This is a genomic window from Variovorax paradoxus, from assembly GCF_902712855.1.
Lineage (GTDB): Bacteria > Pseudomonadota > Gammaproteobacteria > Burkholderiales > Burkholderiaceae_C > Variovorax > Variovorax paradoxus_Q.
Genome location: NZ_LR743507.1, coordinates 3,388,821 through 3,414,198, shown reverse-complemented (window position 1 = coordinate 3,414,198; position 25,378 = coordinate 3,388,821). Strand labels below are relative to the sequence as shown.

Here is a 25,378-nt window from a genome sequence, read left to right as displayed (position 1 = left end):
TCACCAGGTGGCGTCGAGCCCGAGGTGCTTGAGCGCTTCGTGCCGCAGCGCGGCCAGCCGTGCGTCGCCGCGGTGGCGCGGGTAGGGCAGGTCGACCGCGATCTCCGCCGCGATGCGCGCCGGCCGGTCGCTCAGCACTATCACGCGATTGGCGAGGAACAGCGCCTCCTCCACGTCGTGCGTCACCAGCAGCGCCGAGAAGCCCGCGCGCTGCCAGAGGTTGACCAGCTCGCTCTGCATGGCGATGCGCGTGAGCGAGTCGAGCTTGCCCAGCGGCTCGTCGAGCACCAGCAGTTGCGGGTCGTTCACCAACGCGCGCGCCAGCGCCACGCGCTGCGCCATGCCGCCCGAGAGATGGTGCGGAAAGGCCTTGGCGAACTCGGTGAGGCCCACGATCCTGAGCGCTTCGTCGACGCGCGCACGCTGCTCCCGGAGCACGCCGCGCGCCTGCAGGCCGAGCGCCACGTTGTCCCACACGCTGCGCCACGGATAGAGCGTCGGGTCCTGGAACACGACGATGCGCGACGGGTCGGGCCTCGTGATGGGTTCGCCGTTCTGCACGATCGTGCCGGTGGTGGCGGGCTCGAGGCCGGCCACGAGGCGCAGCAGCGTCGACTTGCCGCAGCCGCTCGGCCCCAGCAGCGCCACGAACTCGCCGGGGCGCACCTGCAGGTCGACGCCGTCGAGCACCTGCAGCACGCCGCCGGACACCTCGAACCAGTGGCTCACGCCGCGGATGTCGATCTGCGCGCCCGCGGTGGCCTTCGGCGGCGAGCCGGAAGAGAGAGCGGCGTTCACCATTTGACGGTTCCCTTCTGCCACGACAGCACGCGGTCGCGGACCTTGAACAGCAGCGTGATGAGTCCCGAGCACAGCGCAGCCATGACGAACAGCGCCGCATACATGTTGGCGTAAGCAGCCCAGCCCTGTGCCCACTGCAGGTACCAGCCCAGGCCGGCCTTCACGCCCATCATCTCCGCGGTGATCAGCACCGAGAACGACGCGCCCAGGCCCATGAACAGGCCGACGAACACCTGCGGCAGGGCGGCGGGAATGGCCACGCGCAGCACCAGGAAGCGCTCCGACGCGCCGAGCGTGCGCGCCACGTCGTAGTAGCTCTTGTGCACCGAAGCCACGCCCGACCAGGTCAGCACCGCCACCGGGAAGAAGGTGGCCAGCCCGACGAGAAACACCGCCGCCACATAGCTCGACGGCGCGAAGAAGAAGGCCAGCGGCAGCAGCGCAGACGCGGGCACCGGCCCCAGGAAGCGCAGCAGCGGATGCACCCAGTACCCCGCGATGCGCGACCAGCCGATCGATACGCCCGTGAGGAAGCCCGCGAGCGCGCCGAGCACGAAACCGTTGGCCAGCAGGCGCAGCGAATACGCGGTCGAGAGGCCCAGCCGCTGCCAGTCTTCGTGCACCACGTCGATCAGGCTCTGCGGCGGCGCGAAGAAGGGCGAGGGCAGCACGCCGAGCTTGGCGGTGGCGGCCTCCCACACCGCGAACACCACGGCGAGCGCCACCAGCCACTGTCCTGCGGGCCGCAGCGCATGCGACAGCCTGCCGGCGCGGGTGCCGAGCAGCCCGAGCGCGAACAACAGTGCGGCAACCGCCAGCGTGGCGATGCCGAACTCTTCAGTGAAGGCCCAGTCGCTGAAGCCGGCCGACTTGTTGGGCCACAGCAGCGTGAGCAGGCCCAGCCCGAGCCAGGCGGCGGATGCGAGCAGGCCCGCGGGCCAGACGCCCGAGGGAACGGCAGCGTGCAGCGCGGGCGCGACCGGGGCGGCAGTCTGCGGCGCCGGCGCGCGCGGCCTGGGCGCGGGTGCGGGCAGGGGTGCTTCGGCATGACGCGCTCCCAGGGCGTCTAGTACCTGTCCGGCGGTCGTCATGCCAGCACGTCCAGCGACACGTGGTTGGCGAACCGGGCCACGTCTGTGCTCTTCTTCAGGATGCCCGCATTGCGGAAGTCGGAGGCGAAGACCTCGACCTCGTTGCGCAGCGCCCTGCCGGCGGGGTGGTGCTTGTAGGTGAGTTCGCCCAGCAAGCGCTGGAGGTCCTCGAGCGGCACCTTGGGTGCGTATTTCGAATAGATCTTCGCGGCCTCGTTCGGGTTTTCCGACACGTAGTCCGACGCCTGTGCCAGCGCGCGCACGACCGCAGCGGCGCGCGGCTTGTCGTTGCGCGCCAGCTCGCCGCGCGCACCGACGATGCAGCACAGCCGCTCGGCGTATTCGCCCTTGGCGCTGTTCGCGAGTTCGGTGAACACGCCGGGGTTGCGCTTCTCGATCAGGAACACGTTCGGGTCGCCGTCGGCAATCACCTGGATCTCGCCTTTCTTCACCGCCACGTCGAGCAGGTCGGCGGGGTACACGCGCCAGTCGACATCCTTGTCGATGTCGATGCCCTTCTTCGCGAGGTGGATCGCATAGAACTGCCTGGCCGGGCTGTTCTGGTCGGACACGCCGATGGTCTTGCCCTTCAGGCTGGCCACGTCGGACGTGACGCCCGACGCCTTCGCGCCGATCAGCCGGAGGCAGCCGCCATGCACGCTGCCGACCACCTTCACGTCGAAGCCCGCTTCCAGCGGCTTCACCCAGCGATGGATGAGCCCCACGCCCACGTCGGCCTTGGCGGTCGCCAGCGCCTCGAGCATCTGGTCGGACGAGCCTGCCCAGTTGAGCAGTTCGACGTCGAGGCCGTTCTTCTCGAAGAAGCCGCGTTCCAGCGCCACCGGCACGGGCGCCAGGCAGAAGCCCGCCTGGCTCCAGGCGAAGGTGAGCTTGCGGGGTTGCGACCATGCCGACGCGCCAAGGAGCGCGGCAGAGCCGACCACCGCGGCAGCGGCGCCGGCCTGCAGCACGCTGCGGCGCGACGGCGGCAAATGATCGAGCGGAACGTTCATCGGGCTTCTCCACCGGAGTATTGGAAGCACCGAGTGTTGGCGCGCGGTGCGTGCGCGGCCAACGAATGAATGCGGCTATGGATATGCGCGCGGCTGCTTTTCCGTGAACGGTCCGAAGCTCTCGACGAGGAACTCGACGATGGCCTGCACGCGTGCGGTGCGGCCCTTGCGGCTGGGCACCAGCAGCGTGACAGGTGCGCTGTCGAACAGCCAGCCGGGCAAGACGCGCACCAGCGTTCCGCGTGCCACCGCCTCGGCCGCGTCCCATTCGGAGCGCAGCACCAGGCCCATGCCGTTCTCGGCCCATTGCCGCGCGACGGCGCCATCGTTGGTCACGTAGGCGGGCGAGATGCGCAGGGTCTCGCGTGCGGCCGCGCGCGCGCCGGGGCCGGCGCTGGCCTTTGCCCTCGCCGGGCGAAGGTGCCACAGCGTCACGTCTTCGTCGTTCTCCCGGATGCAGATGCAGTCGTGCGCCATCACGTCGCGCGGCACGCGGGGGGTGCCGCGCAGCCGCAGGTAGTCAGGGCTGGCGCACAGCCAGCGCTCGTTGGCGCTGAGCGTGCGCGCGACCCAGGACGAGTCGCGCACCGTGCCGATGTGGATCACCGCGTCGGCGTCGTGCCTGTCGGGCCAGGGCGTTTCGCGCAGGTCGAGCTGCATGTGCAGGCCCGGATGCAGCCGCGCGAAGCGCGCCAGCATCGGCGCGATGTACTGCCGGCCGTAGCCGAAGGGCGCCGCGATGCGCAGCGTGCCGGTCAGCCGCCGGTCGTCGCGCTGCATCGACTCGCGCAGCCCTTCGATCTGTCCGAGCAGCGCGGCCGCCTCGCGCGCGAAACGTTCACCCTCGGGCGTGAGGCTGAGCCGGCGCGCGGTGCGCGTGGCCAGCGAAAGCCCGAGCGCGGTCTCGAGCTTGCGCAGCCGCATCGAGAGCGCTGGCGGCGTCACGTCGAGCGCACGCGCCGCGGCGCTCAGCGAAGGCTCGCGCAGCAGGGCGGCCGCGAGCCGCATGTCCTCGATCTGGATCATTAATCTCTGCTTAACGATTGATGTGCCTGCATTGAAGCACAGGCAGGGTCATGAGACGTACAGTCCGCTGCCATGCACGCTCCCGATACCAAGGGCGAAACCCCTCCTGGAAGAGACCACGACATGAACGACGCCGACACCCTTGCCACCCTCGACACCCCCGCCGCGCTCGTGGAACGAGCGCGCATGCAACGCAACATCGCACGCATGCAGCAGCGCATGGACGCGCTCGGCGTACGCTTCCGCCCGCACGTGAAGACGAGCAAGTGCATCGAGGTGGCCCGTGCGCAACGCGACGCCGGCGCGCAGGGCATCACGGTGTCCACGCTGAAGGAGGCCGAGCAGTTCTTCGCGCAGGGCTTCACCGACATCCTCTATGCGGTCGGCATGGCGCCGCACCGGCTGCAGCATGCGATGGAACTGCGCCGGCGCGGCTGCGCGCTGGGCATCGTCACCGACGGGGTCGAGGCGGCGCGCGCGATCGCCGGGTTCGGCAAGCTCCACGGCGAAGCCTTCGAGGTGCTGATCGAGATCGACACTGACGGCCACCGCTCCGGCATTCGCCCGGAAGAGGACGCGCTGCTCGACGTGGCGCGCGTGCTGCATGAAGGCGGCATGCGCCTGCGCGGCGTGATGACGCACGCGGGCTCCAGCTACGAACTCGACACGCCCGACGCCTTGCGCGCCATGGCCGAGCAGGAGCGCGCCGGCTGCGTGCGCGCGGCGCAGCGCCTGCGCGACGCAGGCCTGCCGTGCGACGTGGTCAGCGTCGGCTCCACGCCCACGGCGCTGATGGCCCAGGCGCTCGACGGCGTGACCGAGGTGCGCGCCGGCGTGTACGTGTTCTTCGACCTGGTGATGCGCAACGTCGGCGTTTGCAGCGAGGACGAGATCGCGCTGAGCGTGCTCACCACGGTCATCGGCCACCAGGCCGAGAAGGGCTGGGCGATCGTCGACGCGGGCTGGATGGCGATGAGCCGCGACCGCGGCACGCAGAAGCAGAAGCGCGACTTCGGCTACGGCCAGGCCTGCACCGCAGACGGCACCGTGCTCGAGGGCTACGTGCTCGGTGGAGCGAACCAGGAGCACGGCATCCTGTCACGCGAGGGTGCGGCGGAGACGGACATCGTTGCGCGCTTTCCCATCGGCACGCGGCTGCGGATCCTGCCCAACCATGCCTGCGCCACCGGCGCGCAGTTTCCGCAGTACCACGCGGTGTCGGAACAAGGCCGGCTGGAAACCTGGGACCGCTTTCACGGCTGGTGACGCAGGCCCCGCGCCGTGCGTGCGCGGGCATCAAACGGCGACGGCCGGGATGCGCGAGCACCCCGGCCGTCTGACCATGTGGCGAGCCGAACCTTGGAGAAGAAGCACGCCCCGTGGCTGACGGGACTATAGACCTCGGCCGCGCGCCTGGGCAGGTCCCCGATGCCGCCTCGCGTGCCGGCAAGCCTTTCGTGCGCCGGTGACCGGACGCACGTTTGGTGCGTATAGGGCACCACGGTGATCCCGTTCGCGTGCCTACCGCTTCACGGACCCCGTCCCTACGATGAACGGCATGCGGCTTTCCGCCGCGATCCGGGCCCGACAACCGCGCGTGTTGAACGGCCTCCGCTGCCAGCCGCATGGCTGGCTTCGCCCGGGCAATCGGGCCGTTTTTCTGGAGATTCCACGATGTTTTCCGTCAACAACAACAACCTTCCGCCCGGCTGCCAGCCCAGCGAGATCGTTCCGTCCCGCTATGCGGTGGAGGTCGGCGATATCGACGCGCTGGTGGTCAGCGACGGGGTGCTGCCGCTGCCCACGAAGACATTGGCCACCAATGCCGATCCCGTCGACCTGGCGAACTGGCTGGACCACATGTTCATGCCGCCGGATGCCTTCGACTGGCCGCTGAACGTGATGGTCGCCCGCAGCGGCGAGCAGACCATCCTGATCGACGCCGGGCTGGGCGGCCAGTTCTCGGGCTTTCCGCGCGCCGGCCAGTTCCCGCAGCGGCTCGCGTCGGCGGGCATCGAGATCGAGTCGGTGACCGACGTGATCATCACGCACATGCACATGGACCACGTGGGCGGGTTGCTCGTCGAAGGGGTGAAGCAACGCCTGCGTCCGGACGTGCGCATCCACGTGTCGGCCGCCGAAGTCGCGTTCTGGACGGCGCCCGACTTCACCCAGACGGTGATGCCGAATCCGGTGCCGGAGGTGCTCCGCTCGACGGCCAGGAGCTTCTACGAGGTGTACCGCGACAAGCTGCGCATCTTCGAGGACAAATGCGAGGTCGCGCCCGGCGTGCACGTGCGCCTGACGGGCGGCCACACGCCGGGCCACAGCGTGGTCGACCTGGTGTCGCGCGGCGAGCGCCTCACCTTCGCCGGCGACGCCATCTTCCCCGTCGGCTTCGACCATCCCGACTGGCACAACGGCTTCGAACACGACCCCGAAGAGGCGGCCCGGGTTCGCATGGACCTCTTCCGCGAACTCGCGGAGAACGGCGGGCTCCTCGTGGCCGCCCATCTGCCGTTCCCGTCCGTCGGCCACGTGGCGGCCGATGGCGATGTCTTTCGCTGGGTTCCGGTGATCTGGGACTTCTGACGGCCCGGCCGCGCGCACGGCACCGCGAAGGGGACCGGCTGTACCGCCAAGGGTGCGGACCGGGATGTGCCGGCGTGCGGCAGGCCCTAAGATGTCGCCCCTTTCGTTACGGGGCGACGCAGCCTCACTCTCCGCCTCGCCTGCCCATGAAAAACAACCCGGCGCTCGATGGAATCCGGGCGCTGTCCATCCTTGCCGTCCTCTTCTTCCATTGCCAGGTGCCCGGGGCAGGGGGAGGATTCATCGGCCTGGACATGTTCTTCGTGCTGTCCGGCTACCTCATCACCGCGCTGCTCGCGGCGGAGCATCGTGCAGGCGGCATCGCAACCGGCCGCTTCTATGCGCGGCGGGCATTGAGGCTCTACCCGAGCCTGCTGCTGCTGATCGCGGCCTACGCGGTGCTGGCGCCGGTGTTCTGGCCGGCCGACGACCGGTGGCTCTCCGTCGGGCTCGCCGCCTTCTACATGTACGACTACGGGCTGGCCTTCGGCAAGCTGTCGTACACCATCGGCCATACCTGGTCGCTCGGCGTGGAGGAGAAGTTCTATCTGCTGTGGCCGCTGCTGCTTCCGCTGGTGCTGCGCACCCGGCGGCCGGCTGCGTGGCTGCTGGCCGCGTTCATCGTGGCGACGGCCTGGCGCTACTTCGTGGCCTTCAGGTGGGACTGGGCGCAGGCCTATTTCCGCTTCGACACGCGCATGAGCGGCATCCTGCTGGGAGCGATTGCCGCATTGACGCGGTTCACGCCGGGCAGGCTCGCGATCCTGGTGGCGTGCATCGCGCTGGCCGTCGGCCTCGCGTTGCCTTCGCTGCCGACCAGCAACCAGATCGACGCCGTCACGCTGCGCATGACCCTGGCGGAACTCGCGGCCTTCGTGCTCGTGTGCCATGCGGCGGCAAACCACAGGAGCGTCTTTCTCTCATGGCGGCCGGTCGCCTACATCGGCAGGCTGTCGTACGGCATCTATCTCTGGCACTTTCCCTTCGCGCTGCTGGTGCGCGATTCGCAGCCGACTTGGATCACGCTGGGCTCGACGATCCTGTTCTCGTTCACCATGGCGGCGATCTGCCTGCATCTGGTGGACGTGCCGATCAGGCGGTGGCGCGAAAGGTCGTGGCTGCGGCCCGCGAAGGCTGCCTGAGCTGGCCGGATCCGTGCGGCCCCCGATGGTCCGCACGCGGCTCAACGCCGCATCAGGCGTTCGTGCAGGCTTCGCGCTTCGGTCAGAGCCGTGTTCGCGACGTCCGCCGGTGCATGGCCGATGCTGTCGCCGAGCAATTCGGCGGCCTTCGCGGCGTGCTGCTCGCGGCCCGAGCCCGCCCAGAGCCTGGCCTGGCTGAGTGCCGCGCGCAGTTCCCATGCGACGGCCCCGCGCTGCCTCGCGACGTCGATGGCGCGCTGGTAGGCCTTGGAGGCCTCGGTCGCATTCCCGTGACGCTCGTGGCGCAGGCCGGCCGCACGCCAGACCTCGGGTTCGCACCACAGTCCTTCGCCGCGCTCGATGCGCATGAACAGCGCATCGTCGAGCCACTCGGGACAGAAGGTCACGAGCATTTCCTTGCGCGGCGCGTCGTATCCGGGAAGCTGCGCGGCGACAGCGAGAACGTGCTGCGCAGGTTCGCGCTCCGTATGCGCCTGAAGGCCCTGAACGAACCACTCGGCATAGCGATGCCAGCCGATCAGCCCCCTGCGCTGCGCCTCGTTCAGCATGAGCTGGGTCCACCGCCCGGCGAGTTCGAATTCGCCCGACCACAGAGCGACCGGGCAGGCGCCGTACAACGCGGAGCAGAGCGAGACGGCATTGCCGAGCTCCTCGGCGCGCGTCACGGCGTCGGTGGCCATGCGAAGGGCGGCCGTGGTCTCGCCCTGGATCCAGAGCGTGCGGCAGAGCAGCGCCTTGGCGGCAACGGTGGAGTCCGAGCCGATGTTGGCATGCGTGCGGCCCGCGGCCCGAGAGACTGCGATGGCTGCTTCGCTGTGCTGTCGCGAGGCTTCGAAGCGGCCGCAGAAGTGGTTCGCCATCGCGCTCACGCGGTGCGCAAGGATCTCCGCGGCGGGGTTCGACCACGACGCGACGACGTCCTGCAGCGTCTGCGAATGGTGCAGGGCGGCCAGGTATTCGCCGCGGAACATGTCGTGCGTGCAGCGCCCCCATCGTGCCTGCAGCTCGAGTGCCGGCACGCCGACCGCCAGTGCGCCGGCGAGCGCGCGGTCGCAGGCGACGCCGAGTTCCTCGACGTTGCCGCCCGTGTGCAGGAGCGCGCCGACCAGCACCGTGTGCAGCTGCGCCACCGCTTCCAGGTCGGGCGCCTGCTGCTGCTCGACCAGCGCGATCGCGGCGACGATGCCGTCGCGGTATTCCTCCACCTCCGACACCTGGTACCACAGGGAAGCCGATGCGGCGATGAGCGCCGCCGCGGCGCTGGCATCTGCCAGCTCCGTCAGGCAGGCCTGCAGCGCGAAGCGGACGTCGTTCAGCCGATAGGCATAGCGGGCGGCCCAGGCCTGCTCGGTCAGCGTGGGCAGCTCGCCGGTTGCCGTCTTCATGAGATCGAGCATCAGCCGCACGTGGTGCCGAAGGGCGGATGCGCGCTCGCCAGCCTGCTCAAGCAACAAGGCGGCGTAGCTTCTCGTGGTGTCGAGCATGCGGTACGGCGCCACCGGGTCGGTGCTGTCGAAGAACACGAGCGACTTGTTGGCCAGCGAGATCAGCGCGTTGAACGCGAGTTCGCCGTCCATGTCCGAGCTGACGCCGAGCGCGGAATCGACGTCGAAGCGCCCGCGGAACACCGACAGCCGCCGGAACATGCGCAGCTCGTCCTCGTCCAGCAGCGCGACGCTCCAGTCCAGCGCCGCGGCCAGCGTGCGATGGCGCAGGTGCAGCGAGCGCTTGCCGATCGCATACAGGCGCATGTGGTCGTTGAGCAGCAGCGCGAGGTCGTTCACCGACTGCACGCCCAGACGCGCCGCGACCAGCTCGATGGCCAGCGGAATGCCGTCGACCTGCTGCGCGATCCTGGCCAGCAGCGGGCCGTGAGATTCCGTGAACATGCCTGCGCCGGCGTCGCGGGCGCGCGCCACCAGCAGCTTCACGGCGGGCCAGTCCATCGCTTCTTCGAGCGTGAGTTGCTCCGCGTCGGGGAACGCGAGCGCAGGCAGCCGCAGGACGAATTCGCCCGTCACCCGAAGCACCTCGCGGCTGGTCGCGAGCACGCGCAGCCGCGGCAGTGCCGTCAGCAGGCTGGCGATCGGCTGGGGCAGCACGTCCAGCATGTGCTCGCAGTTGTCGACGAGCAGCAGCACGTCCTGCCCGAGCAGGCATCGGGTGATCGCATGCAGCGTGTCGGGCATGTCGGCGGCCACGCCCACGGCGCGCGCGAGCGTGCCGACCACGTGGTCCTGCGAGATCAGCGGCGCGAGGTCGACGAACGCGACCTGCACGCCCTGTGCGCGATGAAGGCACTCCGCCGCGCGGATCGCCACGCTGGTCTTGCCGATACCACCGGGGCCGGCGATGGTCACCAGCCGATGGTCCTCGAGCAGCGAGAGGACGCGGTCGACCTCGGCGTCGCGCCCGACCAGCTGTGTCAGGCGCGCGGGCGGCCTGATGAACTGCGGGACCCGGGCGTCGGCAGCCGGCGTCGCCGGCATCGATGCGTCGACCGCCTCATGCCGCACGCGCGCGTTGAAGCGGTAGCCCCGCAGCGGGATGTTGGAGATCCATTCCTTGCAGCCTTCCTCGGGCGCCGGCTCGCCCAGCGCCTTGCGCAGCAGCGACATGTGCACCCGCACGCTGGCTTCCTCGACCAGGACCCCGGCCCATACGGATGCGAGGAGTTCGTCCTTGCCGAGGCATTCGCCGGCGCGCTTGACCAGCTGCAGCAGCAGGTCGAAGGAACGCCCTCCCAGCTTCACGACCTGACCGGCGCGTTCGAGCCTGCGCTGCGTTTCCCACAGCTTGAAGGAGCCGAAGTACCAGTGCACTTCGGCGGGCGCGGGAGGCTCGTGTTCCTGCATGGTCTGTGCGGCTCGGGCTGCCGTCAGCCCGCGCGCGCGAAGCTGCGCGGCGGATGCAGGACGAAGGCGAGTGGGTGCATGAGGGGGCAAAGGGAAACCCCCGAGTATCCGGGCAACGGCTGCCGCTGGCCACGGCGGGCGGCCATTTCCCCCCGGGGGCGCGCTGTCAACGGGCCTGGCGCGGACCGCGGCGCCTCGTGGGTTTCGCTAGTGCTTTACGCGCGCATGCAGCACCGCGGTCGAGCCCGATCCCGCGGAGGTCGCCACCGGCGGCGCCACGCCGTCGGCCGAGGCGGGCGCCACCGGCGCGCACCGGCCGTAGGTGTCGTCGAAGCGGACGATGTCGTCCTCGCCCAGGTAGCTGCCGGTCTGCACCTCGATCACCTCGAGGTCGGTCTTGCCCGGATTCTCCAGACGGTGGATGGCGCCCGAGGGGAGATAGATGGACTCGTTCTCGCGCACGAGAGTGTCCACACCGTCGCAGGTCGCCTTGGCGATGCCCTTGACCACGATCCAGTGCTCGGCGCGATGGTGGTGCATCTGCAGCGATAGCTTGGCGCCGGGCTTGACGGTAAGGCGCTTGACCTGGAAGCGCTCGCCGTTGTCCACGCTGTCGTAGGCGCCCCAGGGCCGCACCACGCGCCGGTGTTCGGTGGCCTCGGCGCAGCCCTGCAGCGAGAGCTTGCGCACCACGTCGGCCACCTGCTCTGCGTAGCCGGCGCCGGCCACCAGCACGGCGTCGGGCGTGTCCACGATGATCAGGCCCTCGGTGCCCAGCGCCACCACCTGCCGGTGCGGCGCATGGATGAAGGTGTTGCGTGCGTTGAGCGCGCTCGCCTTGCCGCTCAGGCGGTTGCCGGCGTCGTCCGCGGGATGCAGGGTGGCCACGGCGTTCCAGCTGCCGACGTCGCTCCATATGCCCTCGAACTTCACCACCGCGATGTCCTTGTGCTTCTCGAGCACGGCGTAGTCGACGCTGTCGCTGCGGCAGGCCTCGAAGGCCTTGCGGTCCAGCCGCAGGAAGCTGCCGTCGGTCGAGGCCGCGGCGGTGGCGCGCTCGCAGGCCAGCAGAATGTCCGGCGCATGTCCGCGCAGTGCCGCGATGAGCGTGCGCGCGCGCACCAGGAAGATGCCGGCGTTCCAGCTGTAGCCGCCATGCAGAAGCAGCGTGCGGGCCACCTCGGCATTGGGCTTCTCGACGAAGCGCACCACGGCCTGGCTGTGGCCGTCGTCCGACGCCTCTCCGGCCTCGATGTAGCCGTAAGCCGTGCTCGGAAAGCTCGGCACCACGCCGAAGGTGACAATCTTGCCGGCCTGTGCGGCGGCCACGCCGGCGCGCACCGTGCGTTCGAACAGCGCCGCATCGGGAATGTGGTGGTCCGACGGCGCGAACAACAGCAGGTCGTCGGGCGCGGCCAGCAGGGCTGCGCAGGCCATGGCCGCGGCGGTGTTGCGCGCGACCGGCTCGAGCACCTGGCGACCGCCGGTGCGAGCGGCGTCCGCCGTTTCCTTCACCAGGAAGCGGTGCTCTTCCGACGCGATGCAGGTGATGTCGCGGTTCAGCACCGACAGCCGCTCGAGCGTGAGATGCAGCAGGCTCTTGCCACCGATCAGCGGCGCAAACTGCTTGGGAAGCGCCTTGCGCGAAAGCGGCCACAGGCGGGTGCCGCTGCCGCCGCAGAGAACCACGGGATGGATGGGAGTGGTGTTCATGATGGTCTGATGGGTGTTCGGAGGGAGCGCTGGGCGCTGTCTTGCGGTCGGGTCGCGGGGCGGCTCAGATGAGGCCCGAATACGCCGCGTAGCTCACGGCCTGCGCGCGCGAGTGCACGTGCAATTTCTTGTAGATGTTCTTGATGTGGGCATTGACGGTCTGCCCCGAGATGCCCAGCTTCACGCCGATCTCCTCGGTGACATGGCCGCGCGCCACGCAGCGCAGGATTTCGCATTCGCGCGCCGTCAGCGTGGCCTCGCGCTGCGGCGGCTCCGCCGAGGGCGGTGCGCCGGCGGGGCGGTGGCTCAGGCGCGCCAGCAGCCGCCGCGCAAGACGCGGCGTGATGGCCGCACCGCCGTTGACCACCTGCAGCACCGCCTGCGCGAAGCTCTGCAGCCAGGCGTCCTTCAGCAGGTAGCCGGTGGCGCCGAGCTCGAAGGCCTGCAGCACGTGGGCCTCGTCCTCCAGCGCGGTGATGACCACGATCTCGCCGGCGGGATGCAGCTTGCGCGCCTCGCGGATCAGGTCGAAGCCGTTGCCGTCGCCCAGGCGCAGGTCGACCATGAGCACGTCGAAGGGCTGCGTGGCGATCAGCCGTCGCCCGTCGCGCAGGCTGCCGGCCTGGCCTTCGAGCTGGATGCGCAGGTCCGACAGCAGCTCCTGCGCGATCACGCGGCGCATGAACTCGTCGTCGTCCACCAGCAGCACGCGAACGGGTGCGTCTTCCTGCCCGGTCAGGAAGCCCGGCCACAGGGGCGCGGTCGGCGGCAGGATGCCCGGCGGATAGCCGGAGCGGCTGTCGGCCTGCTCGCCGAAGGAACGGGTAGCGTTGTCAGCCATTGGTGTGTCCCAGGTTGGAGGTATGAAAACGCGGCTTGTCCGCGGCGAAGACCGGAAGCACCCCCGCCTCGGGCGACCATGCGGGGTCGAGGTGCGGCGGCACCGGGTCGTCGAAGCCGTGCGGGTTCGTCGATTGCCAGCGCCAGCTGTCGGCGCACATCTGGTCGAGGTCGCGACGCGCGCGCCAGCCGAGCACGTCGCATGCTCCCCGGGCATCGGCCCAATAGGCGGGCACATCGCCGGGGCGGCGCGGACCCGTGCGCACCGCGATGCGGCGGCCGCTCGCACGCTCGAAGGCGGCGATCACCTCCAGTACCGACGCGCCGCGCCCGGTGCCCAGGTTGCTCATCAGGATGCCGGGGCTGTGCGCGGCATGGCGCAGCGCGGCGACGTGGCCTTCGGCCACGTCCATCACATGCACGTAGTCGCGCACGCCGGTGCCGTCGACGGTGTCGTAGTCGGTGCCGTGCACCACGAGGTAGGCGCGTTCGCCCACGGCCACCTGCGAGATGTACGGCATCAGGTTGTTGGGCGGGCCGTGCGGGCGCTCGCCGAGCAGGCCGCTCTCGTGCGCGCCCACCGGATTGAAGTAGCGCAGGCAGGCGATGCCCCAGCGCGGGTCGGCGTGGGCCAGGTCGCACAGGACGGTCTCGACCATCGACTTGGTGCGGCCGTACGGATTGACGGCAGCGCAAGGCGCGGTCTCTGGAATGGGGGAAAGCTGCGCGTCGCCATAGACCGTGGCCGACGACGAGAACACCAGCGTGCGCACGCCGGCGCGTGCCATCGCCTTGACCAGTGCCAGCGTGCCGGCAAGGTTGACGTCGTAGTAGCTCACCGGGTCGGCCACCGATTCGCCGACCGCCTTCAGGCCCGCCAGGTGCACGACGGCGCCGATCGCGTGCTCGGCGAAGACGCGGTCGAGCACCGCCGCGTCGCGCACGTCGCCGCGCACCAGGACCGGCTCCACGCCCGTGATGCACGCCACCCGGTGCAGCGAGCGCGCATCGCTGTTGACGAGCGAGTCGAGCACGACCGGCAGGTAGCCCGCCTCGATGAGCGCCACGCAGGTGTGGCTGCCGATGAATCCCGCGCCGCCCGTCACGAGCACGCGGGGCCGGAGTGGGGGCGGGGCGGTCGTTCTGGCGTTCGGCTTCATGTGCGGCTCCGTGAACTGCCCCGGTCAGCGGGCGATGCAGCGCTGCAGTTCCTCTTCGAGGCGCTGCAGGATGACGTTGCGGTCCAGCTCGGCCTCGGCGAAGCGCCGGCCGGCCGCACCCAGCAGCTCGCGTGTCGACGGCGACATCGAGAGCTGCTCGATGGCGTCTGCCAATGCGGCCGCGTCGCCGGGCTCGACCACCACGCCGCGTCCCTGCACGGCCTCGCCGAGGGCGGTGGCGGCATGCGCGGTGACGATCACCGAGCGGCCGCTGGCGAACATGCCGCCGAGCTTCGACGGCATGACGAGGTCGGCGGCATCGGCGCGCTGGGGCAGCACGTGGATGTCGGCCATGCCCAGCAGCTCGCTGAGCCTCTCGGCCGGCTGCAGGTCGAGGAAGTGGGCGTTGGGCAGCCCTGCACAGGCGTCCATCAGCGATGCGCGGCTCGGTCCGTTGCCGCAGAACACGAAGTGGATGTCGTGCGAGCACACCAGCAGGCCTGCCGCCTCGGCCAGCAGCTCGATGCCCTGCTTGCTGCCGAGGCTGCCGGCGTAGAGCACCACCACCGCCTTGGCGGGGATGTTCAGCTCGGCACGGTAGCCTTGCGTCGGCACCGCTTCGCCCATGTGCGGGCGCACGACCGGCTGGATCGCCTGGATGTCGACCCAGTTCGGGAACATCACCAGCCGCTGCTCGTCCACGCCTTTTTCGCGGGCCCTGGCGCACATGGTCGAGGAGATGCTCGAGACGCGGTCGAAGCGGCGCATCAGCCAGCGCTCGGCGACCTGCGCGAAGCGGCGCACGCGCTCGCCGCGCAGCCAGCCTAGGTCGAAGGCGGCATCGACCTCGTAGTCCTGGATGTGCAGCCAGGAGCGGATGCCCAGCAGCTTCGAGAAGCACAGCGCGGCCGGCGCGCAGGACACCGGCGGCTCGACCACGAACACCACGTCCGGCTTCCAGCGCACCTGCGCCAGCAGCACCGGGATGCTCGACAGCGTGAACGACAGCAGGTGCGCGATGCGTCCCAGGGCGCGCGGCCTGGCGGGGATCCAGGTCGGGCAGCGGAAGATCCTGATGCCGTTCCAGTTGCTCGTGCGCCAGGCCCGGGCCGAATGGCCTTCGAACACCGACCACTGCGGAAAGAAGGGCGGCGACGCGATCACACGCACCTCGTGCCCGCGTGCATGCAGCCACTCGGCCATCTCGCCCGAGTACTTGCCGATGCCTGCGAGCTCGGGCATGAAGTTCATCGAGTACACGAGGATCTTCATGGCGCGCTCCGGCGCGCGAGCAGGCGCACGATGGGGAAGAAACCGAACTGCAGCCGCATGCGCGTCTCGTACAGCGCGAGGTCGGACACGCAGGCAATGAAGAAGACGTAGTGCGGCTTGTCCGGAAAGACGGCCACCACCGCCGCGTAGGACGCGAGGCGCAGCGCCACCTCCAGCAGGGCCCAGCGGCCGAGCGACCCCATCGACGTCTTCAGCGACAGCACCATCTCGTGGTGGATCGTGTAGGTGCGCAGCAGGAAGTAGGGCGCAATGCACAGGAAGATGGCGCGAGCCTCGTTGCCGAGCTTGAGCAGCGGCGCGGCCACCGAGATGACGACCGCCAGCCCCACGAAGAGCCCGCACCCCAGCAGGAACGAATGCCGCGCGAGCCGCAGCTTTGCTGCGGTGAAGTTCTCCGGGCTGGTCTCCAGCATGGCGGGCGTCTTGGTGACGAGGTAGGCCTGCACGAACTGCGATGGCGCCTCCGCCAGGAGGAAGGCCAGCTTGAAGGCGCCCACATAGCTCAGCGGCATGAAGTACGCGACGATCAGCAGGTCGGACTTGCGCAGCAGGAAGGTGAGCAGCGAATACACGGTCGCGCTGGCCTGCGAGACGAGGCTGAGCGCATGCCGTCCGGGCGGCGGTGCCGCGCCGTTGCCCGGCAGGCCGATGGCGGCGCAGACCACCACCACCGCGAACAGGTTGATGAGCAGCAGGTGCGCCACGCCCAGGTCGAAGTGCAGCGCGGCGCAGATGCCCACGCCGGCGACCAGGATGGTCGAGCGCACGCCGGCCTCGAGGTTGAGCAGCCCCGCATGGCCAAGGCCGCGGCTGAACGACAGGCGCAGGCTGTTGAAGGCGAACACCGCGAGCGTGGCAACCAGCAGCACGAAGGGCGCGTCGCCCACCGGCATGCGCTGGATCGCAAGGATCACGGTGACCAGCACCGTGGCCAGCGGCAGCCCGATGGCCAGCGTGCGCACCACGTCGCCGCGCGTCACGCGCGGTGCCGTGCCCGGTTGCGCGGGCGCGGCGTTGCGCGAGAACAGCAGCGAGCTGCCCAGCGTGCCGAGCACCAGCGCCACCTCCAGCACCGACTGGTAGATGGAGTACTCGCCGAAGCGGGCCGGCGAAATGGCCGCCGCCATCAGGAAGATGGCCAGGAAACCCGACAGGTACACGTACAGCCGCGACGCGAGCGCACCCAGGCCCGAGAGCCAGGCGATGCGCGCGCCGGGCAGCGTGAGGGATGGGCTGGAGGGTTTCATGGCATCGGCCGCTGTGGTGTGGTTGCGTGTTGCGCTTGCCGGGCTGCCTACTTGCTTGCCGACGCGTGCGGAACGCGGCGCGCATCGAACAGGCGGCGCAGCAGGTTGCCGGCGCGGAACGCCCGGTTCTTGGCCGTGCGCGCCATCTGCATGGCATAGGTCACGGCCGCCACGGTGCGCATGTGGCCGTGCAGCGCGTAGGGCATGGCCATCTTGGCGCTGCCCTGGAAGTGCAGCGCCACCACGCGGGTCAGGCCGCTGTCGGCGGTGTTGCTGAGCCAGGCCTTGCCTTCGCCGAAGGTGACGCGCTTGGCGCCGCCGAGCACCTTGAACTCGCGCAGCTGGTGGTTGTGCGTGCCGTTGATGTTGTGGTCGATGACCATGCCCTCGTGCACGCGGTTGATCGGGGCGTCGTTGCCGGTGGCGCGCGCCCAGAGATAGAGCAGCGTCATGTCCGAAACGCCGCCGCGCACCCCGCGCGCGGCGAAGCGCGCCGCGATCTCGCGCAGCTTGCGGCGGCCCGAGGGCGTGGCGTAGCTGTCGAGCACGTAGGCCACGAAGCGCCGCAGACCGTTGGCGGTCCAGTAGCTCACGTGCGGCGAGATCTGGCAGGGGTTCCAGCCGTCCGCGCTCTGCATGCTGGAGCCCGAGAAATCGGACTTGCCCACGAGCCGGGCGACATGCCCGCCGACACCGTCGAACAGCAGCACGTCGCTGTCGATCAGCACGAAAGCGCCGACATCCGGGTTGGATTCCAGAAACTGCGCGAGGAGAAAGTAACGCCGGAAGCAGATCTTCTCGAACTCCGGCGTGTTGCTCGACAGGTGCACGTACGAGCGGCAGAAGCGCTCGTAAGCCGGGCCGGCGTCGGTCTCGGCGAGCACGAGGAGCGGCTCGCCCGCCCGCGCTGCCGATTCGCGGCACGCGGCGAGCGTCTTGTTCTGGCGGTCTTCCACGACGATGAAGGGCAGGGTGGGGTTCATGACGTTGGGTTGAGGTTGGGAAAACATGACGGCGCGGGGCGGGGCCGGTCAGGGCTTGCGCGAGGTGACGCTCTTCACCAGCGCGACGTGCGCGGGAACGAAGCGGCCTGCGGCATCGATGGGCATGTCCAGCGTGAAGAGGCCACGGGCGCTGGCCGTGTCGGAGATCCAGGTGCGCAGCTGCGAGGCCGACCAGCGCGCCGGTGTCGGGCTGCCCCATGAGGCGGCGAGCGGGGTCAGCACATGCAGCACCAGTTCCGACTGCCCCTTCGACAGGTGCTCCGGCGGTTCCATGTATTCGCCGGCCATCAGGTTCTGGCAGGGGGCCGACTTGAGGGCGAAGCGCTGCGCGCCTTCGCCGGCGTTGAACGCCAGCCAGCGGTTGCCGCCGCCGGCGCGCGAGGCGCTGCACAGCATGTCCCAGCCCGCCGGCGTGATGCCATGGGTGTTGTAGGTGCCGTCGAACCACCAGCCGCTGACGAGCGCGCCGTAGCGTTCGGACCAGTCGCGGATCACGCTCGACCACGCCGCGATGAAGCGCGCGGGCGGCGGCTGCTGTTCGTTCACGTCGCCCAGGCAGCTCATGAGCGCACGGTCTTCCTGCGGCGCTCGGAACGGCAGGTAGAGGATCAGCGCGATGCCGCGGCTGCGCAGCGCCTGGCCGATCTCCAGCGGCAGGTCGCGCGGCGGGCGGTTCTTTGCGCTGCCGGGGCACAAAACCTCGAGCGCGGAGTTGGGCGCGATGTATTGCCCGCTGTTCTGCCCGACCGTCAGGATCAGGTGCGACGCGCGCATGTCCGCCAGCGCCGACGCGAAGGCCTCGACGTCGAAGCGCTTGATCTCGTTGACGTTCTGCTTGTCGGGCAGGTAGTGCACCATCACGCCGAAGCCCGGCATCGGCGGTGCGTCTGCCACGGTGGCCGGTTGTGCATGACCGGCCAGCGGTGCGGCCGCGAGCAGCAGTGCAGCAATGAAGCGCCGGATGACGCAGCGGGGGGCGGTGGCGAAGGACATCATGGCGTCACCCGTTCGAAAGACAGCGTGCCGCGCTTGAGCATCAGGTAGCGCCCCGCGATCGCCGAAGGCGCGCAGGCGGCGGCATGCGTCCATGACGGCTGTGTGCGTTCGTGCAGCGCCAGGTACTTGGCGAGCCGGTACGGATCGCTGCCAGCGCTGCCCACGAAGAAGCCGTAGCCGGCGAACAGTTCGCGGTGCACCGGGATGTCCGACAGCAGCAGCGGAACGCCCAGCGTGGCAGCCTCTGCCGCCGAGAGGTTGAAGCCCTCGAAGGTCGACAGAGAGATGAACGCCGTGGCGCCCGTGTACAGCCGCAGCAGCTCCTCGCGCGACACCAGGCCGCGGTGCCGCACGAAGCCGCGCACCTCGGGCGCCAGCGCCGAGACCATGCGCTCCACCTCGGCCGCGCCGTTGCCGGTGATGTCGAGGAAGTCGACCAGCCCGGCGCGCTTCATGCGCTCGAACAGCGCCAGGATGCCGCCGAAGTTCTTGTGCGGGTAGTAGTGGTAGGCCGCGATCAGGTAGCGCTCGGGCGGCGCGCCGTTCGAAGACGGTTCTGCCGCGGCGACCCGCGGCGCGTCCACCGGGTTGAAGATGACCGCCGAGTGCTCGCAACGGCCGAAATGGCGCTCGAAGTCCTGCTGGCTGCTGCGGCTGATGAAGACCACGTCCGCTTCGCTGCGCGCCGCGCGCCACAGGTTCCAGTCGAGGAACAGCCGCTTCGTGCGCTTGAAGTACTGCGGGTATGCCTTGTACTGCAGGTCGTGCACCACCACGATCGCGTCGCGGTGCCGCCCGAGCAGCGTGAACGGCAGGAAGTAGTTGGGGAACACCGAGAACAGCTGCTCGCCGGTCAGCAGCATGCGCAGGCGATGGAAGTTGTAGAGCAGCGTGTCGAGCACGAAGCGGCTGATCTTCAGCCGCTCGGCCAGCGCATACAGGCGCGGATGCCGTTCGCTGACGGATTCCACCCGGTCGTCGCGCGACAGGCGCATGTGGCGCAGCAGCACGTCCGACATGTTGAGCACGCCGCCGGCGCCCTTGTTGAGGCGGATGGTGTCGTAGTAGAGGTAGGTGGCCATGGCGCTCTGTTCCTTACGCACTCGGAAGGCCCTGGCGCACGATCCGCCGCTGGGGACGGCGGGCGCGGGCACTCAGGGCACCGGCGATCACGGCGGCGATCACGCCGGAGGCGGCGAACGGCCCCCAGCCCAGGATCGGGCCGCGCATGAAAGGCACGTAGGCGGCCAGCAGCACCAGCGCCGACAGGTAGCCGCTCGACAGCGCGCGGTTCGGATCGACGGCGCGGTCGACGATGCGAAAGCCCGCCGAAATCGCGATGCCCAGCAGGGCCGGCCCGGCGAAGCCGAAGTCGAAGTACGCCGTGGTGAAGGGCGGCAGCGACAGGTTGCTCTGCGAGAAGTTGCCCAGGATGGCCGACCAGCCGAGCGGGTCGAAGTCAGGGAACATCTTCAGGTCGCGCGGCAGGAAGAACGAGAACGCCGAGAGCAGGTAGCGGCCCCAGCCCAGGTCCGGGATCGGCGCGCGCTCGAGAATGCCGGCGACCACGAACATCGCGTCGAAGTCCGGGCTGAAGGGAAAGGTCGTGAGCTCCTCGCCCCACATGCTGCCGCGCGAGATGAGGTTGAACACCGGACCCAGCCCCGCGATGGCGCCGAAGATCACGGCGCCCAGCAGCCAGCGGCGGTGGCGGCCCAGCGCATGGATGAGCAGCGGCAGGAGCCCGATCAGCAGCACCTGGCGGGCCGTGTTGACCGGGTTGGCCGCGATCATCGCCAGCGCGAACGCCAGCGCCGCCGCGCACCAGGACCACGCCGTGCGCCGGCGCACCGCGTGGATGGCGAGCGCCACGAAGCACATCAGCACCACCAGCTTGGGCAGCGTCGAATAGACGATGAAGTCCAGCGGCATGTTTTCCTCATCGCCCGAGAGGCCGCGTGCCATGAAGTTGAGGTCGGGCCGGATGAACAGCGCGGCGAAGGCGGCCAGCGAGCAGCTCAGCAGAAGCAACAGCGGATGGGCGACGCCGGCCAGCTGCCGGTCGTGGCGTCCGGGCTGGTGCGCCGGCCCGTCGGGCACGCCCAGCCGCGCGGCCTCCACGCCGGCCATGTACAGGACGAGCAGCACCAGCGCCTGCGTATGCGCCGAGGTGCTCATGAGTCCGGCTTCCCAGAAATCGACGTCGTGCGAGATCTGCATCGCCGGCGCCAGCGAGAAGTACGTCAGGATCGTCGCGTAGTGAATCAGCAGGAACACGCTGCCGCCGGACGAGCCCAGCAGCGCGAGCTGGACCAGCGACAGCGCGAACACCGCCACATAGCCCCACACCGGGTCGACCAGGCCGCACAGCAGCGCGCAGACGATGCCGGACCAGAAGGAGAGGGTTCGCATGGTGGGCCCTGGAGGGTGTGGGGTGGGTCGTTGCGCTCAGGCGTGTGCGTGGGCGTGCATCGGGTCGGATTCCTCGACCGGACGGATCGCCGTCTGGTAGTCGGCGTAGGTGCGGCGCAGTCCCTCGGCCAGCGGCACCGTGGCGTGCCAGCCGAGGTTGTCGGCGCGCGATACGTCGAGCAGCTTGCGCGGCGCGCCGTCGGGCTGCGCGAGGTCGTAGCGGATGCTGCCGGTGTAGCCGACCACGTCGCGGATCAGTTCGGTGAGTTCGGCGATCGACACATCCTCGCCGGTGCCGAGGTTGATGTGGCCGCGCATCGCATCGGTCTGCTGGTCGTAGTCGGCGCGCGACAGCTTCATGACCTCGAGGCAGCCTTCGACCATGTCGTCGACGTAGAGGAACTCACGCCGTGCCCGACCACTGCCCCAGATCAGAACGCTGGGCGCGTTGCTGATCTTGGCCAGGTGAAAGCGCTGGATCAGCGCCGGCACCACGTGGCTGTTCTCGAGGTGGTAGTTGTCACCAGGGCCGTACAGGTTGGTCGGCATGACGCTGCGGTAGTCGATGCCGTGGGTCGCGCCGTACTGGCGGTTGTAGCTCTCGCACAGCTTGAGGCCCGCGATCTTGGCGATCGCATAGGGCTCGTTGGTGGGTTCGAGCTTGCCGTTGAGCAGGTATTCCTCGCGGATCGGCTGCTCGGCCAGCCGCGGATAGATGCAACTGGAGCCCAGGAACAGCAGCCGCTTCACGCCCGCCAGGAAGGCCTGGTGCGTGACGTTGGTGGCGATCATCAGGTTCTCGTAGATGAATTGCGCCGGATACGTCATGTTGGCGTGGATGCCGCCGACCTTGGCTGCGGCGAGGTAGACCTGGTCGATCTGCTCTGCCGCGAAGAAGCGGGCCACGGCCGCCTGGTCGAGGAGGTCGAGTTCGGAGCGGGTTCGTGTCACGACCTCATGGCCCATTTCGCGCAGGCGCCTTGCGGTCGCCTGACCCACCATTCCGCGATGACCAGCAACAAAGACTCGCATATGTGCTTTCGGTGAAGAAGTTGAAGTTCCAGGGAGACGAAATCGAAATCGGAGCCACGTGCGGCTGGCGGTGCGCCTAGCGCGACCCGCGCGCCCCGGTCACCACGCCGAAGGTCTTCAGCAGGATCACGAGGTCGCGCCACAGCGACAGGTGCGCCACGTACTCGGCGTCCATCGCCGCGCGGCGGCGGTAGCTGATCTCGTTGCGGCCGCTGATCTGCCACAGGCCGGTGATGCCGGGGCGCACCGCGCAGTAGTGGTCCCAGTAGTCGCCGTACAGGTGCTTCTGCGTGAACATGCAGGGGCGCGGGCCGACCATGCTCATGTCGCCCTTGAGCACGTTCCAGAACTGGGGGAACTCGTCGATGCTGTACTTGCGCAGGATGGCGCCGAAGCGGGTGATGCGCGGGTCGTGCACCAGCTTCTGGTACATGGCCCACTCGCGGCGCGCGGCCTCGTTCTCGCGCAGGTGTCGCGCCAGCACCGCCTCGGAGTCGGCCACCATCGAGCGGAACTTGTAGAACTTGAAGACCTTGCCGTCCTTGCCGAAACGCGGCTGCATGTAGATGGCCGGCCCGCCGGAGGTGTAGAGCACGCCGAGCCAGATGAGCGCGTAGGCCCAGCCGAAGAACAGGAAGAACGAACCGGCCATCAGGATGTCGGCTGCGCGCTTGGCGCAGCGCAGCCAGAGCGCGCCGCCGATCGGCCCGTAGACGGGCGTGTTGGCCGCCGCGCCGGCGCCCGTGCCGTCGGCGGCGCGCCGGGTGGTGGAGGTGGACTGCAGCGTGTTCATGATCCTGCGTGCTCCGGTTCGATGCGCTTCGGCATCACGGTGTCGGCGGTGGAGGTGTCCAGTGCGTAGGCGGGCTCGCGCCGCGCGGCCGGCGCGCCGGCGCCGTAGTAGCCATAGCCGTAGTTGCGGTTCTGGCGCTGCGTGGTGTCGACCGCGTTGAACACGACGCCGTGGAAGGCCGCGCCCACGTGGGCCAGGCGCTTGCCGCTTTCCACCAGCTCGCCCATCTCGCTCATGTCGGCACGCGCGACGAGCAGCAGCGTGCCCATGCTCGGCGCCATCGCGGCGGTCTCGGAGGCCAGCAGGGCGGGCGGCGCGTCGACCACCACCACGTCGTATCGCGAGGACAGCGTGGCCAGCGTGTGGGCGAACGAGTCGCTGGTCATGAGACCGGCGGGGTCGGGATGCAGCGTGCCCGCGCTCATCACGTCGAGGTTCAGCAGAACGTGGTGATGGATGCCCTGCTCCAGCGGCACGTCGCCGGTGATGACGTCCGACAGGCCGTCCTTGCGCTGCAGGCCGAACTCCTCGCTCAGGGTGCCGCGGCGCAGGTCGCCGTCGATCAGCAGCACGCGCTTGCCGGAGGTGGCCAGCAGCGTGGCGAAGTTCGACGACACGAAGGTCTTGCCCGCGCCGGCGGTGGCGCTGGAGATCATGATCCGGTTGTTGGGTGCGCCCAGCATCACGAACTTCAGCGCGGTGCGCAGGCGGCGCAGGCCTTCCAGCGCCGGGTCTTCCACGTGCAGCGCGGCCAGCACCTTCACGCCGGGCTTGCCCGCGCGCACCGCGCGGTCGAGCACGCGCTGCTGGGTGCTCAGCGGAATCGAGCTGTACACGCTCAGGCCGGTGACGGCCTCGATGTCCTGGGGGTTTTCGATGGAGCGCTTGAGGTTCTTGCGTGCCAGCGCCGCGGCGCCACCGAGGAACAGCCCGCCGGCCAGCGCCAGCGCCACCACGATCAGCGGCTTCGGACGCACCGGCTTCTCGGCCACCAGCGCCTGGTCGAGCACGCGCACGTTGGCGACCTTGCCCTCCTTGGCCAGGCGCATCTGCAGCGAGCTGTTCAGCAGCGATGCGTACAGGTCGGTGTTGACCTTGATGTCGCGCTGCATGCGCAGCGAGTTCTGCTGCAGCATGGGCATGCGGCGGATGCGCCCGTCGACCGAGCCCAGTTCCTTCTTGAGCGAGGCGATCTGCGTGTCGAGCGTCTGCACCATCGGGTGCGCGGAGGTGAAGCGGCCCACCAGGTCCAGCCGCTTCTGCTTCGCGTCGAGCAGCTTGGCCTGCAGGTCCACGTTCTGCGCGAGGGCATTGCGGGCCTCGTCGTCCAGGCTGATGGTGCCGTTCTGGTTGCGGTACTGGTTGTAGCTGTCTTCCGACTGCTCCAGCTGCGCCTTGAACCTGGGCAGCTCGGTGCCCAGGAACGCCAGTGCGCGCTCGGCCTGCACCGTCTTCTGGTCGATGTTCTGCCGCACGTAAAGGCGCGAGATCTCGTTGAGCATGTCGGCCAGCTGGCCGCGGTCCTCGGCCTGCAGGCTGACGTCGATCACGCCCGACTGCTTGCCTTTCTCGACCACGCGCAGGTCCTTCTGCAGGTTCAGCAGGGTGAGCTGCTTGGACTTGCGCTCCAGCTCGAAGGCGGCGCCGGGCTCGGCGTCGAAGGAGCCCACCAGCAGGTGCACGGTGCCGCCGGGCACGGCGGCGTCCAGCGGCACGCCGACGGTGCCCTTCAGCGGTGTCTCGAGGTCGGGGTTGGTCAGCGTGTAGTTGCCGCCGTCCCCCGCGACCAGCGTGAACTTCTTGCCCTCGAAGGCGGCCGGCACGTCCATCTGGGCGACGGCGATGCGCTCGGTGCCCGAGACATAGTTGCCCATGCCGAAGATGCCGGGGGTCGACAGGCGGTTCGAATGGCGCGCGAGGAACTCGCCCACCACCGGGATGTAGCGCGGCTTCGCGCTGATGTAGAGGCGGGTGTTCTCCATCGCCTGGCCGAGCACCATGCGCGAGCGCAGGATCTCGGTCTCGCCGGTGGTCGGCGTCTTCACGTTGATGCCGCCGCCGCCGTTCGCGTCGCCAGGGAAGTTGCCGCTGGAGCGTTCCGAGTCTTCCACCTGGATCAGGATGTTGGCCTCGTACACGCGCGGGCCGAAGAGGGCATAGCCCACCCCGATCAGCAGCGCCAGCACGGTGATGGTGGCGATCAGCCAGCGGCTGTCGATCAGGATGTCGATGCATTCCCGCAGCCGCGATTCCCGGGGCCAGGCGGTCGTCTCGAGCACCGTGACGGGTGTGGCCGCGGGGCCCGGGAGCGAGGGTTGCCAACGCGCGTTCATGGGGTTCACCTTTT

20 protein-coding genes are annotated in these 25,378 nt (G+C 69.4%); 3 read left to right on the top strand and 17 right to left on the bottom strand.

The window, feature by feature from the left end; translation table 11 throughout:
- The 4 genes from AACL56_RS15550 to AACL56_RS15535 all read right to left on the bottom strand — a co-directional run bounded on the left by AACL56_RS15550 (window position 1) and on the right by AACL56_RS15535 (window position 3,931).
- Complete coding sequence (locus AACL56_RS15550) at window positions 1-801, bottom strand: ABC transporter ATP-binding protein (protein ID WP_339090705.1); 801 nt, start codon at window positions 799-801, stop codon at window positions 1-3.
- On the bottom strand, window positions 795-1,892 hold the full coding sequence (locus AACL56_RS15545; RefSeq protein WP_339090704.1) for an ABC transporter permease: 1,098 nt from the start codon (window positions 1,890-1,892) through the stop codon (window positions 795-797). The genes AACL56_RS15550 and AACL56_RS15545 overlap by 7 nt, the downstream gene beginning before the upstream one ends.
- Window positions 1,889-2,905, bottom strand: coding sequence for an ABC transporter substrate-binding protein (locus AACL56_RS15540; protein ID WP_339090703.1), 1,017 nt, complete (start codon window positions 2,903-2,905; stop codon window positions 1,889-1,891). Before AACL56_RS15540 ends, AACL56_RS15545 begins: the two co-directional genes overlap by 4 nt.
- 75 nt (window positions 2,906-2,980) lie before the next feature.
- On the bottom strand, window positions 2,981-3,931 hold the full coding sequence (locus AACL56_RS15535) for a LysR family transcriptional regulator (protein WP_339090702.1): 951 nt from the start codon (window positions 3,929-3,931) through the stop codon (window positions 2,981-2,983).
- 123 nt (window positions 3,932-4,054) lie between these two features.
- Between AACL56_RS15535 and AACL56_RS15530 the strand changes: the two genes are divergently transcribed.
- The 3 genes from AACL56_RS15530 to AACL56_RS15520 all read left to right on the top strand — a co-directional run bounded on the left by AACL56_RS15530 (window position 4,055) and on the right by AACL56_RS15520 (window position 7,665).
- The gene (locus tag AACL56_RS15530) at window positions 4,055-5,197 is read left to right on the top strand and encodes a DSD1 family PLP-dependent enzyme (RefSeq protein WP_339090701.1); all 1,143 of its coding nucleotides are present in this window, start codon (window positions 4,055-4,057) and stop codon (window positions 5,195-5,197) included.
- A 408-nt stretch (window positions 5,198-5,605) separates the two neighbouring features.
- Window positions 5,606-6,523 (top strand): MBL fold metallo-hydrolase, encoded by a 918-nt coding sequence (locus AACL56_RS15525; RefSeq protein ID WP_339090700.1) that lies wholly within the window; start codon window positions 5,606-5,608, stop codon window positions 6,521-6,523.
- Window positions 6,524-6,669: 146 nt separating this feature from the next.
- Window positions 6,670-7,665 carry an acyltransferase family protein gene (locus AACL56_RS15520; protein ID WP_339090699.1) on the top strand — a complete coding sequence of 332 codons (996 nt, stop codon included), beginning with the start codon at window positions 6,670-6,672 and terminating at the stop codon, window positions 7,663-7,665.
- Between the two features lie 41 nt (window positions 7,666-7,706).
- On the opposite strand, the gene AACL56_RS15515 is transcribed toward AACL56_RS15520, so the two are convergent.
- The 13 genes from AACL56_RS15515 to AACL56_RS15455 all read right to left on the bottom strand — a co-directional run bounded on the left by AACL56_RS15515 (window position 7,707) and on the right by AACL56_RS15455 (window position 25,364).
- On the bottom strand, window positions 7,707-10,541 hold the full coding sequence (locus tag AACL56_RS15515) for an ATP-binding protein (RefSeq protein WP_339090698.1): 2,835 nt from the start codon (window positions 10,539-10,541) through the stop codon (window positions 7,707-7,709).
- 207 nt (window positions 10,542-10,748) lie between these two features.
- The gene (locus tag AACL56_RS15510) at window positions 10,749-12,254 is read right to left on the bottom strand and encodes a mannose-1-phosphate guanylyltransferase/mannose-6-phosphate isomerase (protein ID WP_339090697.1); all 1,506 of its coding nucleotides are present in this window, start codon (window positions 12,252-12,254) and stop codon (window positions 10,749-10,751) included.
- 64 nt (window positions 12,255-12,318) lie between these two features.
- The gene (locus AACL56_RS15505; protein WP_339090696.1) at window positions 12,319-13,095 is read right to left on the bottom strand and encodes a LuxR C-terminal-related transcriptional regulator; all 777 of its coding nucleotides are present in this window, start codon (window positions 13,093-13,095) and stop codon (window positions 12,319-12,321) included.
- Window positions 13,088-14,254, bottom strand: a complete 1,167-nt coding sequence (gene galE, locus AACL56_RS15500; RefSeq protein ID WP_339090695.1) for a UDP-glucose 4-epimerase GalE — start codon at window positions 14,252-14,254, stop codon at window positions 13,088-13,090. The genes AACL56_RS15505 and galE overlap by 8 nt, the downstream gene beginning before the upstream one ends.
- A gap of 24 nt (window positions 14,255-14,278) precedes the next feature.
- Window positions 14,279-15,526: a glycosyltransferase WbuB gene (locus AACL56_RS15495; RefSeq protein WP_339090694.1), complete on the bottom strand. Its 1,248-nt coding sequence runs from the start codon at window positions 15,524-15,526 to the stop codon at window positions 14,279-14,281.
- The gene (locus tag AACL56_RS15490; protein ID WP_339090693.1) at window positions 15,523-16,794 is read right to left on the bottom strand and encodes a lipopolysaccharide biosynthesis protein; all 1,272 of its coding nucleotides are present in this window, start codon (window positions 16,792-16,794) and stop codon (window positions 15,523-15,525) included. The genes AACL56_RS15495 and AACL56_RS15490 overlap by 4 nt, the downstream gene beginning before the upstream one ends.
- 47 nt (window positions 16,795-16,841) lie before the next feature.
- Window positions 16,842-17,777 (bottom strand): hypothetical protein, encoded by a 936-nt coding sequence (locus AACL56_RS15485; RefSeq protein ID WP_339090692.1) that lies wholly within the window; start codon window positions 17,775-17,777, stop codon window positions 16,842-16,844.
- A gap of 48 nt (window positions 17,778-17,825) precedes the next feature.
- Window positions 17,826-18,794, bottom strand: a complete 969-nt coding sequence (locus tag AACL56_RS15480; protein WP_339090691.1) for a hypothetical protein — start codon at window positions 18,792-18,794, stop codon at window positions 17,826-17,828.
- A complete protein-coding gene (locus AACL56_RS15475) occupies window positions 18,791-19,876 on the bottom strand; it encodes a glycosyltransferase (protein WP_339090690.1) in 1,086 nt (361 codons plus the stop codon). The genes AACL56_RS15480 and AACL56_RS15475 overlap by 4 nt, the downstream gene beginning before the upstream one ends.
- 13 nt (window positions 19,877-19,889) lie before the next feature.
- Window positions 19,890-21,206 carry a hypothetical protein gene (locus AACL56_RS15470; RefSeq protein WP_339090689.1) on the bottom strand — a complete coding sequence of 439 codons (1,317 nt, stop codon included), beginning with the start codon at window positions 21,204-21,206 and terminating at the stop codon, window positions 19,890-19,892.
- A 36-nt stretch (window positions 21,207-21,242) separates the two neighbouring features.
- Window positions 21,243-22,238 carry a GDP-L-fucose synthase gene (locus AACL56_RS15465; protein ID WP_339090688.1) on the bottom strand — a complete coding sequence of 332 codons (996 nt, stop codon included), beginning with the start codon at window positions 22,236-22,238 and terminating at the stop codon, window positions 21,243-21,245.
- Window positions 22,239-22,314: 76 nt separating this feature from the next.
- Complete coding sequence (locus AACL56_RS15460; protein ID WP_339090687.1) at window positions 22,315-23,031, bottom strand: sugar transferase; 717 nt, start codon at window positions 23,029-23,031, stop codon at window positions 22,315-22,317.
- On the bottom strand, window positions 23,028-25,364 hold the full coding sequence (locus tag AACL56_RS15455; protein WP_339090686.1) for a polysaccharide biosynthesis tyrosine autokinase: 2,337 nt from the start codon (window positions 25,362-25,364) through the stop codon (window positions 23,028-23,030). Before AACL56_RS15455 ends, AACL56_RS15460 begins: the two co-directional genes overlap by 4 nt.
- Between the last annotated feature and the right edge of the window lie 14 nt (window positions 25,365-25,378).